The organism is Paenibacillus sp. yr247, from assembly GCF_900103825.1.
Classification (GTDB): Bacteria; Bacillota; Bacilli; order Paenibacillales; family NBRC-103111; genus Paenibacillus_E.
Genome location: NZ_FNIF01000016.1, coordinates 44,238 through 60,278, shown reverse-complemented (window position 1 = coordinate 60,278; position 16,041 = coordinate 44,238). Strand labels below are relative to the sequence as shown.

The following is a 16,041-nucleotide window of genomic DNA, read 5'->3' as shown; positions in this document are numbered from 1 at the left end:
CTAATCTCTCCCTATAGTTGAATCTTGAATGATGACATTGTTGCTTCCCTTCTGTTTTATAATATTCTTTTTCTCATATGTCCTTCCGCTGAAAAAACCAATTATTGCTCCGCTAATTAATCCTGCTAATACTCCAAGAATCAAAGTACCTAACGGTGTTGAAGGATCTAGTAGTTTCATATTTTTATGGCCCCTTAAAAATTGTTTTTCAACATCTTAGAAAGTTTACTGAAACCATAGGAAAACTGTCTTTTGTTGCAAAGTGCTTAGTTTCATTTTTTGCTAAGGTTTTTATAGTTGGAGAGCATTACTTTCAACATTCTAATTCTCGATAGTTCCTTAAAACTAACTATACCAGAAAAACCCAATTTGTGATATAAAGCGCAGAACTTTCCATATAAATGAATTGCTTTGTTTTTCAATTTGCCCAACGATACCTTCCTTAAGTAAAGCGAAAGTACAGACAAAAGCATCGTCAAGACACAATTGACGGTACTGATGTAAAATGAAGCGTGATTTGGACTAGAAGCTTACCGAACCCCTGTCCCTTAATAGCGCTGGGAAAGGGATTCCGAGTCGTGACGTGGCAAATCCATAATTCGCCGCCGCGTGATGCTTAGAAATTTTGTAGATTACTACTCTCTTAAGACCACATTGCATATTCTAGGATAAAGAGCGCTAAGTTAGGATGTGATGTCATGGAGCATTCTTATTCCACTCCTCAAAATCTTGAAAGACCTAATTTTCTCGTTTTCCTCGTAGACGAGGAACGTTATCCTCCTGTATACGAAAATACGGAAATAAAAGAATGGCGCAAAAAAAATCTCGTCACACAAGAGCTTTTGAAGCGTCACGGATTAGAATTCCACCAGCATTACATCGGAAGTGCCGCATGCTGCCCTAGCAGAGCTACCTTGTTTACCGGGCACTATCCGTCACTCCATGGTGTCAGTCAGACGGACGGAATCGCAAAGGAAGCCTTCGATTCCGATATGTTTTGGCTCGGCAGAAACACTGTGCCTACGATGGGTAATTATTTTCGTGAGGCCGGTTACCAAACCTATTATAAAGGAAAGTGGCATATCTCTTTTGAAGATATTATCATTCCCGGCACGCACAGAGATTTCCCCAGCTATAATCCCTTGAACGGTGTGCCTGACCGAAAAAAAGAAGAATTGTACTTACATGCTGACCACCTGAACAGTTTCGGTTTTTCCGGTTGGATTGGACCGGAACCTCACGGAAAAAATCCTCGAAATTCCGCTTCTTCCGCTTCATTTGGAGTACGCGGAAGAGACGTTATTTATTCCTCTGAAGTCGTTGAACTCATTGTGTCCCTGGAACATGAGAAAAGTATTAGCAAAAATACGAACCCATGGCTCTTCGTAGCTTCATTCGTAAACCCGCACGATATTGTTTTATATGGTGCGCTCACCGAACACCTTCCTGCATTTCATTTTGCAGTGGAAGCCATACCTACAATACCTCCCCCACCCACAATAAACGAACCACTAGACACGAAACCGCGCTGTCAAGCAAGCTACCGGCATATATATCCGCGAGCGCTTCAGCCTATTACGAATCAGTCGTTTTATCGTAAGCTCTATTACCAGCTGCAAAAAAATGCCGATCAACAAATGTTCAGAGTATTTGAGGCTCTTACCCGCTCTTCTTTTTATGACAATACAATCGTTATTTTTACATCGGATCATGGAGATCTGCTTGGCTCTCACGGCTACCTTCACCAAAAATGGTACTGTTCATATGAAGAGGTCTTGCACGTCCCTTTCCTCATTCACAATAAAAAGCTCTTTTCACAAAATAAAAACTTTCATAAGCTCACTAGCCATGTCGATCTCCTTCCCACCATGCTGGGGTTAGCAAATGTCGATATAGAAGAAATTCAAGACCGGTTGCGAACGAAATTTTGTGAAGTTCACCCATTTGCAGGTCGTAATTTAACCCCTTCTCTCTTTGGACAGAATGAGTCCACTCCAGTTGATGAGCCGATTTATTTCATGACCGACGACGATGTTACGCGAGGACAACACCAAATCAATCCTTTGGGAGCGGCATATCCTTCTGTTATCCAGCCCAACCATATCGAAACTGTGATCGCCACTTTACAAATAAACCATCGGCAAGAGACGTGGAAACTCTCCCGTTACTTTGATAACGTCAACTTCTGGAGCCATCCAGGGATCAAGGATGAAACATTCCAACTTGGGGGTCATCCTGCCTGAGCACAATTCAAGTCAATTAAAACAATACCTGTCCAAGACGAATATGAATTGTATAACTTAACACTGGACCCCCTCGAAATACGAAATCTCGCACATCCTGCTTACGCATCGCCGCAAACAAAAAAAATACAGCAGTTGATGATTCACATGTTGGATGAGCAACGGAAAAAGAAGCGTTTAACTCCAGTTCAACCAAGAATGCAATGAAGCCCATAAATCACTTTGCGGTTAACTTATCCTCATATAAGCATAATCATATGCTTATATGTAACCCTGTGGATATAAATGTTGTGGATATGTTTATATCCTTACAGAAAATTATACATTACAAGGCTTTGGTACTTATGAGCATTGTGTATAAACATGTGAATAGTTATTCTTTTAGCATAACCAACAACTTTGATTGGACTCATCAGTTTGTCACAAATAAGATAGCCATAAAAAACGATGGCCATATCTTAGGAGTCCTAGATTCGACTCTCATAAACCAAAAAAAGCGTCAGTTCCGTCAAAAACGTCTCCATGACGCAACTGACGGTACTGACACAATTAATGGTAAGACGCTTGGATTGGACTAGGAGCGTGATGAACCCCTGTCCGCATTAAAAGTTGTGGTTTTGCATGGACAAGGGTTCGAAATACCGAGCCGTGGCTGTATAAATCCACAATTCGTCGCCGAGTAATGCTGCGAATGTTTGGGGAGGTGGCATGAGACTGCAAATCATTCCAAGATTTTGTCAGCATGCTCCTCTAACCAATTAATACAAACTCTGTACAACATAAAGTCGTCATCCGCGATATCTTTTGTATGAGTGCGTACTCAATATTTATTATTGTAATTCATCCAGGATTTAGACTTTCGTTGTTTTAATTTTGTGCCACAACCCTTCAATGTTGCTTCATTTTTTGATCATAAAGGTAAATCAATGTCCACCCCACCATTCCTCCAAATAATAGGCACATCCAAATGTTAAAGGGGACGTTAGAAGGTGAGGGTGGTCCATTAGTTACATCGATTGGATAAAATCTTCGATCCGATCGATTTAATCGATAAGAGTCACCGCCTTTACATTTTAAGCTTTCAGGTTTAAAAAATATTACCTGATTATCTAAAATGGCACCATGTAAATTATTAATTTTTGGATCCGATGTTATTGCTGTCCAAGATTGTTGAGCCCAATACCTGCCGAATTGAAATCCTGTTACTCGAATCTCTTGATTGCAATTTTCCTTAACATAATGCTCCACTGCTTCCTTTATTTGCTTGTGAAGTATGTTGCTGTTAACATAAGAATAGACTGGATAATATAAAATCAATATCAGTCCCCAAATAATAGCAAATAGAGTGGACTTTTTAATAAAACCGCCTCCAAATCGATTCCGCGTAATAAACAGCGAGCGCCTTGGTAAAATACCAAGCGGAAAAATTATTCAAAGGGAATTCTACGTATGGCGTATTCCCTTTGAATAACAATAGATCTATCTGACCCTTATAAAATCAAATCCTCTGAAATGTACGCCTATTCCGTAAATCCCATCAATTGTTATCTGAACCTTCTCGCCGTTCTGTAATATACTTTCTACTTGATCCCGATTAAATTTTACCATAAGCTGATTCGATACCGTATCAACAGTAACGGGATGAGCTTCTGCTGAATGAAGCGATTGATTTAATATTATGCTGCTTGAATCGATTTGGCTTACATCAAAAGCTGTCGGTAACGTTATATACACGGTAACGACCGAATTTCCCGTATTGCCATTTGAGTTTTTCGATAGCGTGTTCGGATCGAAATTTATGGTAGCCGGTATAATCGCATTAAACGTCTGTGATACAACCGTAGTAAGACCGGCATTGTCCTTGGCTTGTATGGTAACCGTGTTGATTCCTGGGTGGGTGATGACAAACTGAACTCCGCCTTGAATCGGATTGCCATATACGCTGGACGTTACCTGTTGAATACCCGAAACTTTGTCATAAACCGAGAAAGTTACCGTCAATGAATCACCCCAGTAATATTCTACATTTAATTTCGGAAAATCAATCACCGGCGGCGTCTTATCAATTTTTATCGTATTTTGCTGGATTTGTTCGACATTCCCAGCTATATCCACGCTTCGATAAGAAATAGTATTGATTTGCTCTGCTGTAACTATGATTGGACTTGAATATTTTGTCCAAGTCACCCCATTATCAAAGCTATATTCCGTGTAAGAAACGCCGGATAAATTATCTATAGCTGATAATGTTACAGTCACGTCACTCGTATACCAATCATTATTACCCTGTTGACCTTGAAGGGCAAGAGTAGTTTTGGGAGCAGTTTTATCAATATTAAGTGTAATCGATGTACTGCTGCTATTTCCTGCAACATCCATCGCTCCCCCAGTAAAGGTTTGATTGGCGCCTTCTGTAGAAACCACCTCATCCAAAGTAACGTTAGCTATCCCTGACAAATTATCTACCGCAGTAAATTTCAGCTGCACATCTGAATTGTTCCACCCCGCAGTATTAGGTGACGGGACAACTTGAGCAGTAATAATCGGTTTGCTTTTGTCAATCTGAATTTTCTGCTCCTGAGCACCTTCGTAGTTGCCCGCTTTATCTGTTGAGTAAAATTTAAGTAAATGAACGCCTTCTGTTGTGATGGCAAATGGCTGCATATAATCTTGTATATCGCCGCTATCAACTTGATAGTAAGTTCGAGTTACTCCGCTTCCACCTGAGTCGGTAGCACTTAACGTTACAGTTACATCAGAAGCGTACCACCCGTTAGACTGACTACCTGCACTAGTTGCCTTTGTTACTGGAGCGATGAGATCGCTATGCTCAGCAACCGTCAGGATCGTTGAAGGATGCAAGACTTGAATTTTCCCATTTCCCAAATAATCATAATTAACATTTAGATTTGATGCATCCGTAATATTCCCATTGACAGTAAAGGTAAGTGCAGTACTCTTTCCAATTTTCGTATGCTGCAGGCTATTAGTCTTCGTCGGCAAGTCTTGGCTGTACTTGGTAAAGGAGATATCCATATACCCATTGTCATAACCGAATAGGTTGAACTGTACATTCAATCCTGCGGGTACATAAAGCGCTTTAGTGCTTCCTAAAATTTCATAGGCTAGCCCGGGAATATCGTTTTCCAATATGCCGTCAGAATTTAGCCCTGCCTTATGTCCTTGATCATCTGTTACTTGCACGTTTACAGGGCAATTAATTTCGACGCTTTCGCCATTTAAATAACTATCGGAAAGGTACGTTGTTGAACCATTTGACGAATCAGCGTTAATCACAATATTTTTAATTAGCTGTTGCACGTCAGGGTTCGTTAAGATTAGTAGATGTAAGTCTTTATAATAAAAGATTTGTGTATTACCATTTGTAAAAGCCCGATTGAAATCTGCGCTTCTGACGGGAACCACACTATCCCCTTTCCCCCAATACAAATGATATTTCTCCTCTGTTCCTAGTCCCGGATTATTTGGATCAATGTACTGATCCGCCTTTTCAATTTTAATTGCCGTTTCTTGACCGTAAGCGGCGATCCTATATTCCTTGATATGACTATCGATATTATTGTTTTCAATATAACTTCTAAAAGCTTTTGCAGTTTGGTACAAGGCGCTATTATGATTATCGCTGATATATTGGCTTGTTTGACTATAATTAGTTACGAAACTGCCATAGACGTAACGAGTATGTTCTGAATAATCCGTAAAGAAGGACTCGTAAGTGAAATTTGTACCTTCGTACACTTGTTTATACGCATTGACAAATGCTTCATCCGGCAATAACTCATAAACAGATGTCATATTTTGGACTAATCGCTTTCCTTGGGGGATGGTTAGCGGGAGCGGTAAGAATTTGAATTGTCTGAGATCTAAGTCGTCACCCACTTCCAATCCTTGCATGGATCTTGGCGTGCCAAGGAACGGCCCTGCGATCGGGATAAAATTTTTAACTTTTGCATTCGGATGATCAATAAGATACTTTCTAACAGGCAATGCCCCCAAACTATGTGTAATAATGGTGATATCCTGCCCATTCGATAAACTCAAGGCTTCATTAATTTTATCGTCAATCGTTTTCTGCGTCCGAGAATCATTCAAATCAATTCGCCAATCATACGGAACCTTGACAACCTGTATTCCAGCGTCTCTTAATGAGGTTAAGAATTGCTCGGTTACATCGTTCAGTGTTATCCCTAATACATCTACCTTCTCAAAGACATCACCTGGATACGTATCTCCAGGTTGTCCATTTGCAGGCAAACCAAGTTGACTATTCGAAATGTTCACAACGGGCCATATTTTGGTGCTTGAAAGTTCACTTTGATTATACATATTTATTTCTGTGCCTAAGAAGCCAGGTACAAACAGCACTACATTCCTTACTATATCTACGTAAAAATCTACGTAGTCCGAGCCTGTATTTCCTGAAGGATCCGTCACGATGAGAGTAACATGATACTGACCGGCATCATATACAAATAAATCGAAAAAAGTTTGTGACATTACATCCAGCCCGTCATAAAGTACAGTTCCATCTTTAACGACCTGCAGTTTCATGCTCGCTACAGCGACGTTATCCGAAGCAGTAAAATTCAATCTAATTTTGTTCTTAGCCACATATTTATTATTGGGGTCTTTCGTCAAAGATACCGTCGGAGGCACGTTGTCCGCAGTTCCCGCTGTAAACGAATAACTGTCGCTCCCCTGATTTCCAGTTGCATCATAAGCTACGACTGTTAACGAATGGCCCCCAGCTGTTGCAGGCGTATAGGAAAAAGTAGCCGATGATGTATCATACCTCGTATCCACAATATTCCCATCTGCTAGAAGTTGAAGAACAGTTACCCCTACATTATCAGTTGCCGAAGTATAGATGGTAATCGATTTGTTCTGGATGAAAGGTTGATTCGAATCGGGCACGGAAATGGATGCAGTCGGGCTGATTATATCCGATACAGGCCCTCCACTTCCACCCCCACCGCCACCGCCTCCGTTGCTCGGCATCGGCGTTGGTGTGGGGTCAGGTGTTGGTGTTGGTGTTGGACTGCCCGGGTCAGGTGTTGGCGTTGGATCAGGTGCAGGTGTTGGCGTCGGATCAGGTGCGGGTGGCGCTGGGCAGGTATAGTCCCATTCATAACTAAACCCAGGTACATCCCTGTCATCCTCCCAACTACTGTAGTTCGTGGTTGTATATGAGCCGTAAGGACATGAAGGTTCCCAGCATCCATTTTCGGCGGAATTAGGACACCAACCAGTACCCGTATCGGCTTTTGCTGGCTTAATATCGATTGCGGTGAACATGGCAAATACAAGCAGGAAAATAGCTAAAACTCCAAATATTTTTTTTCCTCTTTTTCCAAGTACCAATTTATATCATTCCCCTTGTTTATAGATTGCTATTTTATTTGATGGCCCTGCCATGGAAAATAGGACGGTATACCCATCAAATTTTGCTATTGCACCATCTGGGTGATTGAAATTGTCGGAAACGAACTTATTTACATCATCTGTGTGCCCACCCACCGCAAGGCTTATCAGAGTTGCCATTACATTTTGTAAGTCCTGTTGCGGGACATCTGAATTATGAGGGATCAATCCGACAGCCAAAAGTACAAAGCTGCCATAATCAGCACTATCTTTATTGTTTGTGTATACTTGAACGAAAGGACTATTAGAAGTCAAATGATTAAATACCATTGCACTAGCATTGGATTTGATTTGATCCTGGGTGTAATCAGATTTATACACTCCCAGCGTTCTCATACCAATACCATTAGGAGTATAGTATTCATAAGCGGTCTTATAACCATATTTTTCAGCAGCTCTGGCTACTATGTCTTGAACAGAGGCATTGTTTTCTTTTATTGCTCCAATGTCATAGTTGGCTTTGTGTGGTTTATCAAGAATTTTAGAAATATTACGAACGAATTGCACTGCTTCTGCTCTTGTCAAAGTATCGTAAGGCGCATAGCCGTCAAAGGTCATATCTGTTTTGCCGGTCGACATCTTGTTGTCGAAAAGAAACTGAACATATTCGGCTGAATCGTCTTTGAAAGATCGGAAGCCGCAGAAGTTGGCAATAATCGTGGCGACAGTAAGCCGATTCACATTCTGACTGTGAACTTGCTGGTCGGCTACACCGGGAAGCTTATATTTCATGTCCTTGGCAAAACCGTAGAATCCCGAACTCCATGATGAATCGGTAGGCTTGATGCCGTTTGGAAAATAAAGCGAAAGGATGATTTTCAAAAATTGTTCTTCGCTCACTTCATTGTCAGGCCGGAACGTACCGTCTTCGAACCCATCCAGCAAATGTTTCTCTTTTCCCCAATTGATGGAATCATTCGCCCAGTGCGCCTTAGGAACGTCTTTGAAGGTCGGGGAAGGACTGCCGTTTCCTGCTGCCCATCCAAAGGAAGCCAAGCATAAAGAGACAAGTGCACCAACCAGTATCGAGCAAAATATTTTTTTCATGCTAATTCTCCACTCCCGATAAATTATTTTTTCCTTGTGAAAAATAAAGACCCCTTACGCAAAGCGCAAGAGGTTACTGAACGGATGATGTGAACACAAATTAGCTGACATTCCGATTCGGTAACCCGGCGATCATAGCCGCAGTTTGCGCGACCTTAGACCCATGGCTTTGCGTCCCCCCCTTTCGAGAGGTTTGCCTTTTTCGTGATAATAGGGAAAATATTCCTATTCATTTTTTTGATTATACGACATATTTCCTGCTTTATCTACAGTTTTTTACAATAATATATGCCGAACAATAGGACTTTAAAAGATTTATGGATTTTTTCAATAGTCTCCACGGGAATAATGAGTAAGGATTTTGAATGTCATTCGATTATCCAATAACATTTGCTCAGCTTTCATTTTCAACCCCCTAAGGCAAAAAACGCAAAGTCCACGACCATAAACATGTACTATAACATTGAAGCCCAAGGATACCCTCTTTGGGCTATTCTCATTTGGAAGGATGGATGAAATGAAAGCAGCCTATCTCATTTTAGACAAGCTCAAAGAAGAGTTCGAACACAACGGAAACATTCTGCTCGAACAAGAGGGAACCAACGTCTGGGTGATGGCCGTCGCGATGGCAGCCTTACCCGAGGATATGACGGAGGATGGGACGATCACTGTAAGGCCTCATCTTAAGAACCGCCGACAGGAACGGTACTAATCCATACGTCGACGGAACGGATGTCTATGTATGTGTAGACGTAAAAAAAGAAAAGTCGAGTTTGCAAGGGAGGACCTCTGGATAGACGGTCCTCCCATTTTTCATGGAGGCACCGTTCCCGCCGTGCTCGCATGCCCTAGCGATTGTAGTGATGGCTGTTTCCTTCGCTGGCACACCTTATCGAGGAGGCAGCGGCGAATAGAATGTTTGCCTCTGTAAGCGGAATTTGTCTTCTTCTTCTTCTTCTTCTGCTTGCATAATAAGACTACTTTATACTAAAGCATCAGACTATGAAAGCGTATTCAATCAACGTGATTTGAGGATATGAAGTACATAGTCATAGGAAATACGGCTTAGAAAAGCCTCACGGGAGAACGCCATAATGGTCGTTCTCCTTGAGTTCGTAACGGAGGAACAGCATCATGCTGCGATTGAGCGTATGGGACAAGTAACCAAGGAATATACGAAGCGATTGGTTTGGGAAAATCATATGAGGCCATGAATGAATGTCTTCCAGAATCCACTTCCTCTAGAATTGCCTCGGCAGACAAAGGGGCATAAGCCCCGCAGCGGGAAAACGGTGTTAGGTGAAGGACTTTGTCTTCTTCGAGCTACTTAAAAAAGTTTTTGATCTTATCGTAATTTGCTGTTAATGAAATTATTAGTGAGATTATTGAGATAATTAGAGGCAATATGTATTTTATAAACTCTATTCTTGCTTTTGAATTCTTGTCTCTAGTTTTGATCTTATTTACTGTCTTTAATAATGTGAACTCTTGATTAACTAAGTCACCAATATTTGTAACAATTCTCGAACAATGATCCATTATGTCATAGTCTAGAGCTAATTTAGTGATTACTTGCTTTCTCTCATCCATAATTCCAATAATCATTGAAGTAAAATCTTGAATGAGATTTGCTTTAATCTTTTCAATTTCTTGATCAGAAAGTAAGCTAATCTCATTACTAAAAGTAGAAAGTTCCATAATTACTTTATTAAGGGTCTCAATAACTTGCGATTCAATAAATAATAGTGTCCTTTGGATTAATTCGCCACTACGTAATAATCCGATCGAATTTAATTCTTCCTGTATCCGCCGAAGTCCTAAAAATAATTCTTTGTAGTCTTCTTCAAGGTGTTTTTTTGTAAGTAGTTTAAAGTATTCTATTAAATCAATTTCCTTTGTAGCCAAATTGATTGACACCTCTTTATATTTATATAACACAGTCTTTCACCTTACGTTGCTGTGTTCCCGAATCCTCACCACCCTAGACCGTTAGGTCCGGCCGCGATGAGGTTAGGTGGTACAGGGTTGTCTGCACGAATCCGATTCCCTGAAATGCCTTAGACAGGCCAAAGGCCATAAGGCCCGCCGCGTGAATATGGTTTATATACCGTTCATCTTTTGTTCTAATTCATTAATTGATATTTTGTTTGAATTTTTCCATATATCTTTACCATTTATAGAATATCCAACTATTATCGCCGCGGCAGATGATGGGCTTGAAAATAAGTAATCCTCTGAAAATTTTAAACTCGCATTATCTTTTATAATGATTCCGTTTTCTACAAGTCTATTTCTAAGTTCGAGATAACCATTTGATAGACTGGTCCGCACCTCTTGGCTTATTTGACTACCTTTAAGCACGACAATACCCTCATTTGTAAGCTTCGCTCTGGCATCTATACCTTTAATTGAAATTGTATAAATATTATTTGAATCAAACTCAGTTTTTGTTCGTGTAAGTTTTTCGAGTACCTTATGTCCCAAAACACCTAAAAGAATTGTTAGGTTATCTAAAAACTCTTCCATTGCATCCACATCACTTCGTGGCAGTTTTGACGGGCTTGATTGATTTCCATTCAAAATCTCATAGCGGTTGGCTTCTCGACAGAACTCAATAATTTTTGATTCAAGAAACTTAACATGGGATTTAGTTAAATTATCGTCTTTACTAGTAAAGAAAACTACTTCGTTCCAGAACTCTTTTAGCTTTAAGTGTTCTTCTATCCTAACAAGAACATTCTCCGCCTCACCTATATAAGCTTGTATTCTGCTGGTTACATCGTTGTAACCAAAAAGGAAATATACACCTGGTCGAGATGACTCAGGCCACTTTGTTAATTCCGAAATCTTTGACCTTGGACAGGCAACAGCTTGTCCTGTCCAATTTACTACCTCAGCATGGCGTATCCCTGTTACCGATTTATCAGCAAGGTAAATTCTTATACTACTCCCACGATTCATTTTTAGTTTCTCCTTTGAACTTTATTGAACGATGTAAAGGTCTTCGACGAGACAACCGAACAGCATTTTTTAGCCTAGCCCCTTCTACTGAGTGATTTGATTTAGTTACTCAATCTTGATTAGTAACCCAATAACAAATAGCCGAGATTAGAGGATGTTCTTTAAGTTCTTCCTCCGTCATTGCATTCCCTACTTTTTCAGCAAATTTTGCCTTGCGGGTAAGCTGATGCTGTGGATTGGTTTCGAGAATTTTCCCTTTGATCGTTTCAAAGTCATCAAACGGCCCAATAGTCGGTATACTTGCACATTTAAATGCCCTTGCTATAGCTTCTGGTTGATAAGAGTTCTCTAAAGCTCTATAAGTTGTATTGCAGTAAACCTTCATTCCACTCTTAACGAATCTTTCACGTTGTATGTTATTTTGGGTATCTCCTTCATCCCAATCAAGAACAAGTATCGTGTTGGGATGAAGGAGCAAAAGTTCTTCCGGTGAAATGTGGTTTAAATTTCCGATACCACCAAAAGGAACGATTACAATTGATGGCAGCTTTGTCGCTATCTCACTCTTCAAGAGGGTAGTCTGTAAAAAATTCACCTCACTAGTGCCCTCGCAAAAAATTACCGACTTCGCTGTCAAAATAGACGGTAAATGAAGACCTATATTTGTATAAAGCTCTTGAATTGCCGCGTTGTGGTCAACTGGCCGAGAAACAGTTTCATGCCCATTATGTGCAATGCTCCAAAGTTTGTCGCCATCAGTTGTATCAACTTCACTAAATATAAAGGGTGAGTGACTCCCTAGAATCCATTGTACATTGTGGTTTTCTGACAAATAATTCATTAGTTTCACAAGAGCCTTCTGGAGACCAGGATGTAATCCTGTTTCAGGTTCATCAAAGATTACTATATTAGGACCTATACTCCCAATTACTGGCGTATCAAGAATTCTCGCACAAATATACATGACTTGAGTTATACCGGTACCGCTACGAGATAGCGGATGTGATCTTCCTTGCTGAGTAATGAATACATCATTACCAAATGAAGTAGTCTTAATTCTTACATTTTCTATCGGATACAACGATCGTAAATAGGAGATAAATCTATCGTATTGCCTTTCATTCCCTTCTGCCTCTAGTGATGCGATATATTGTAACAGCTCTCGTGTATCTACTCCCAATTTAAAGTCAACAAGATGCTTATACTCAAATTGTTGTGTGCTGCTCCAATTCGAAAATTCAATATAACGATCTGCTGGAAGGTAAATTGCTTGACCTCGAACTTCGGACCATTGCACTTGACTAAAGAAGGTACTTAAAAAATCCGATGAGAATGCCTGCCAATCGTTAGGCGGAGCGTTCTGTACTAGTTCCGTTATAGCATTATTTAAAGTTAATTCGTGATTAAACCATTTATCAAAACCTATTGACTCAGGTTTAACTTGACCGTTCTCATTAAAAAGCGAATCAATGTTTACATCAAAAAAGCACTTGATACCAGAAAGCATATCAAGAATATTATTAAATGGAACGTGTTTTCCACGAATGTTCCATCCCTCTGACTTTGGTAAAAGATGTGATAGGTCGTGCTTTTGAAAAGCAATTTTAATCCTCACCGTTATTGGTTCATTATTTTCCATAGGTAATCTTGGGGAACTATGCCGATTAAGGCGGCTCACATATCGATTGTACATAATATCTCTGCCCTTAGGAAACCCAAACAAAGCCATTAAACCAAGATACGCTCCAAGCAAGAAAGCAGATTTTCCTGCATCGTTTGCTCCAGCAAGAGTGCTGATCTTACCTAGCTCAATTGTAACACCTTGTTCAAAGGACATTGAGCGGAAGTTTTTGACCCCTATTTCTGTAATATTCATAAATTTCTCCCACTAAGTTTTAATTATTTTTTATAACATGTACAATTCTTGCACAGTCAGCAATTACAAACTCGCAACTCACAATAATTATTGCTCGATGTTTGAGTGCTCCACTTACATTTTTCGCCGTTACTTGTGGTAAGGTTCCCCACGATTTATCCGCATCGCGCGATAAATCTGCTCCACCAGCACCAGCCGCATCAGCTGGTGCGGCAGCGTCATGTGGCCAAAAGACAGCCGCATGTCCGCACGGCGCAGCAGCTCGCTTGAGAGCCCCAGCGAGCCGCCGATCACGAAGGCCACCTGGCTTCGCCCATAGGTGGCCAACTTATCTAGCGAGGCTGCCAGCTGCTCGCTAGACCACATCTCGCCGTCGATGGCCAACGCCACGACGTACACATCCGCGGCGAGCTTGGCCAAAAGCCGCTCGCCCTCTCGAGCCTTGACCTGCTGCTCCTCAGCAGGGCTCATGTTCTCTGGTGCCTTCTCATCCGGCACCTCAATCATCTGTACCTTGGCATATGGCCCAAGGCGCTTCACATACTCCGCTATCCCATCCACGAGATAGCGCTCCTTCAATTTCCCAACCGTTAATATCTGTATATGCATAAACGACCCTTCCTTCTATTTTCTCTATTCCGATCTACTCCCTTGCATTATGTACAATAGAGCTCCAAGTATTGGCCGCATATGGAGTATTCCATTGCATTTCGTGCAATAGAATGGCCCCCTAAACGATCTAACAAGCCTTTCCCATCAATTCCATTGTACGTTGTGCAACGAATCCCTTTTAACCATCCTTTTTCAAGAGATTCCATTGCAGTTATGCAACAGAATCTCATCTTTTTCATTATCTCTTCTCTTCTCTTCTCTTCTCTTATCATCTTTTCTCATCTCTTCTCTTATTCTCGATCTTCTCTATCGCTTACTCTTTTCATTACCTGATCTCCTCTACTTCCTATTCCCATCCAAAATACAAAAAAGGAAGGCATCCGCCTTCCTCATACAACTAGAAATCGCGCTATCTCCTTGCAATGCTCGCAGTGCGTCGGAGGATCCCAATTGGCGAAGTGGGTTTTCTGTAAGTCCACAACGTCCGGTGCTTCCTCATACTCATCGACAAACTCATCAATCGCGATTTCCACATGATCTTTACAAACTACATGCATGCATTTACCTCTCATCCGCAATGTTTCTATATACACTGATCTCGAATCATATAAATCATTTATCCGTCGCTTCCACTAACGTGATCACCGCACTCAGTTTCTTGCCGCCGCGGTAGTACACTACGTTCACTTTATCGCCAATTCGTTTCTCGTTGTACAAATATTTCCGCAGTGAGATCGTGCTGTCAATTTTGCGGTCATCTAATTGCACAATGACGTCCTGCGCTTTAATGCCCGCTTCTTTGGCAGGTCCGGATACTTCGAAGACGATAACTCCAGTTTTCACATCTGCAGGTAGCTTTAATACATCTGTACCTTTAAATGCTTGCAGTTCCTGCGTGGATACACCCATTAACGGTCTTTTCACCTTGTGATCCGTGATCAGGTTCTCGATAATCGGCTTTACACTGTTGATAGGAATGGCAAAACCTAACCCTTCCACACCTGTATCCGATATCTTCATGGAATTAATTCCAATTACCTTACCATCGATATTAACCAATGGTCCGCCGCTGTTTCCTTGGTTGATTGCCGCATCCGTTTGGATAACATCCATTTCCCAGTCGTAATCCGTGCCTTCACGTGAGAGTGAAACCGGTATCGTTCGCTTTGGCGAAGAAATGATACCTTGCGTAACCGTCGGGGAGAATCCAAGTCCAAGCGGGTTACCTACTGCAATCGCCATCTCCCCCGCACGCAGCGTATCAGAGTCACCGAACTCAGCAAGTATTTTAATATCTTTTCCATCCGCTTCCAAAACAGCCAAATCCGTAATCCGATCCCGTCCGATGAGGGTTGCTTTGCGGTGTTCACCTTGATAATTAACCATTTCGAACTGGTTTCCGTTTTCAACGACATGGCTATTTGTAACAATTCGCACTTTATCACCATTCCGTGCGAAAATAACACCCGATCCGATCCCTAGCCCGGTTTCTTGGCCTTTTTCATCCTTCTTCGAGGAAATAACACTGACCACGGATGGCTTAATTTTCTCCGTAGCCGCCACGACCGAATCGTTGATGTTCATCGGATGAGCCTCAGGCTTAGCCACAGAAGCTGGTATAGCTAGCGCATCTGTACTCGTTCCACTTTTCCCGAAGCCGCCAACTACCCCGACCAGCAAAAGCATGGCCAGCGCTCCGCCGACCCCCGCTATGAGGGCTACATTTCGTCTACGCTCCGTAAAGTTCGCAAATCGCCCTGATCCTTTAGGACGCCAAGACTGCGGTCGCTGCCTGGATCTTTTGGTTGAATAAAAATCATCATCAAACAAACTCATATGGTGTCCCTCCTCGCTGACGGG

Annotated in this window: 11 protein-coding genes, 1 pseudogene and 1 riboswitch; of the genes and pseudogenes, 2 read left to right on the top strand and 10 right to left on the bottom strand. The window is 41.4% G+C overall.

Translation table 11 applies throughout. The features are described from left to right. Entirely contained in the window at nucleotides 1–180 is a 180-nt protein-coding gene (locus BLT91_RS21345) for a hypothetical protein (protein ID WP_090824675.1), read from the bottom strand. A gap of 518 nt (nucleotides 181–698) precedes the next feature. Here BLT91_RS21345 and BLT91_RS21340 point away from each other — a divergent pair. Then, nucleotides 699–2,450, top strand: a pseudogene (locus BLT91_RS21340) (sulfatase-like hydrolase/transferase). Between the two features lie 681 nt (nucleotides 2,451–3,131). Here the strand turns inward: BLT91_RS21340 and BLT91_RS21330 are convergent. From BLT91_RS21330 to BLT91_RS21320, 3 genes are all read right to left on the bottom strand, one after another. Beyond that, nucleotides 3,132–3,491 carry a hypothetical protein gene (locus BLT91_RS21330; RefSeq protein ID WP_217635262.1) on the bottom strand — a complete coding sequence of 120 codons (360 nt, stop codon included), beginning with the start codon at nucleotides 3,489–3,491 and terminating at the stop codon, nucleotides 3,132–3,134. Nucleotides 3,492–3,722: 231 nt separating this feature from the next. Then, a complete protein-coding gene (locus BLT91_RS21325) occupies nucleotides 3,723–7,625 on the bottom strand; it encodes an OmpL47-type beta-barrel domain-containing protein (protein ID WP_090824669.1) in 3,903 nt (1,300 codons plus the stop codon). A gap of 6 nt (nucleotides 7,626–7,631) precedes the next feature. Further along, the gene (locus BLT91_RS21320) at nucleotides 7,632–8,732 is read right to left on the bottom strand and encodes an S-layer homology domain-containing protein (RefSeq protein WP_090824667.1); all 1,101 of its coding nucleotides are present in this window, start codon (nucleotides 8,730–8,732) and stop codon (nucleotides 7,632–7,634) included. A gap of 116 nt (nucleotides 8,733–8,848) precedes the next feature. Further along, nucleotides 8,849–8,940, bottom strand: a riboswitch (cyclic di-GMP riboswitch). A gap of 255 nt (nucleotides 8,941–9,195) precedes the next feature. Between BLT91_RS21320 and BLT91_RS21315 the strand changes: the two genes are divergently transcribed. Next, nucleotides 9,196–9,444 (top strand): hypothetical protein, encoded by a 249-nt coding sequence (locus BLT91_RS21315; RefSeq protein WP_175532446.1) that lies wholly within the window; start codon nucleotides 9,196–9,198, stop codon nucleotides 9,442–9,444. A gap of 611 nt (nucleotides 9,445–10,055) precedes the next feature. Here BLT91_RS21315 and BLT91_RS21310 read toward each other — a convergent pair. The 6 genes from BLT91_RS21310 to BLT91_RS21280 all read right to left on the bottom strand — a co-directional run bounded on the left by BLT91_RS21310 (nucleotide 10,056) and on the right by BLT91_RS21280 (nucleotide 16,017). Then, nucleotides 10,056–10,637, bottom strand: coding sequence for a hypothetical protein (locus tag BLT91_RS21310; protein ID WP_141225049.1), 582 nt, complete (start codon nucleotides 10,635–10,637; stop codon nucleotides 10,056–10,058). Between the two features lie 195 nt (nucleotides 10,638–10,832). After that, on the bottom strand, nucleotides 10,833–11,693 hold the full coding sequence (locus BLT91_RS21305) for a GIY-YIG nuclease family protein (RefSeq protein WP_090824661.1): 861 nt from the start codon (nucleotides 11,691–11,693) through the stop codon (nucleotides 10,833–10,835). A gap of 109 nt (nucleotides 11,694–11,802) precedes the next feature. Next, nucleotides 11,803–13,569, bottom strand: a complete 1,767-nt coding sequence (locus BLT91_RS21300) for an AAA family ATPase (RefSeq protein ID WP_090824659.1) — start codon at nucleotides 13,567–13,569, stop codon at nucleotides 11,803–11,805. Nucleotides 13,570–13,698: 129 nt separating this feature from the next. After that, complete coding sequence (gene rlmH / locus BLT91_RS21295; protein ID WP_090824657.1) at nucleotides 13,699–14,178, bottom strand: 23S rRNA (pseudouridine(1915)-N(3))-methyltransferase RlmH; 480 nt, start codon at nucleotides 14,176–14,178, stop codon at nucleotides 13,699–13,701. 392 nt (nucleotides 14,179–14,570) lie between these two features. Then, on the bottom strand, nucleotides 14,571–14,738 hold the full coding sequence (locus BLT91_RS21285) for a CxxH/CxxC protein (RefSeq protein WP_090824653.1): 168 nt from the start codon (nucleotides 14,736–14,738) through the stop codon (nucleotides 14,571–14,573). Between the two features lie 55 nt (nucleotides 14,739–14,793). Then, entirely contained in the window at nucleotides 14,794–16,017 is a 1,224-nt protein-coding gene (locus BLT91_RS21280) for a S1C family serine protease (protein WP_090824651.1), read from the bottom strand. Between the last annotated feature and the right edge of the window lie 24 nt (nucleotides 16,018–16,041).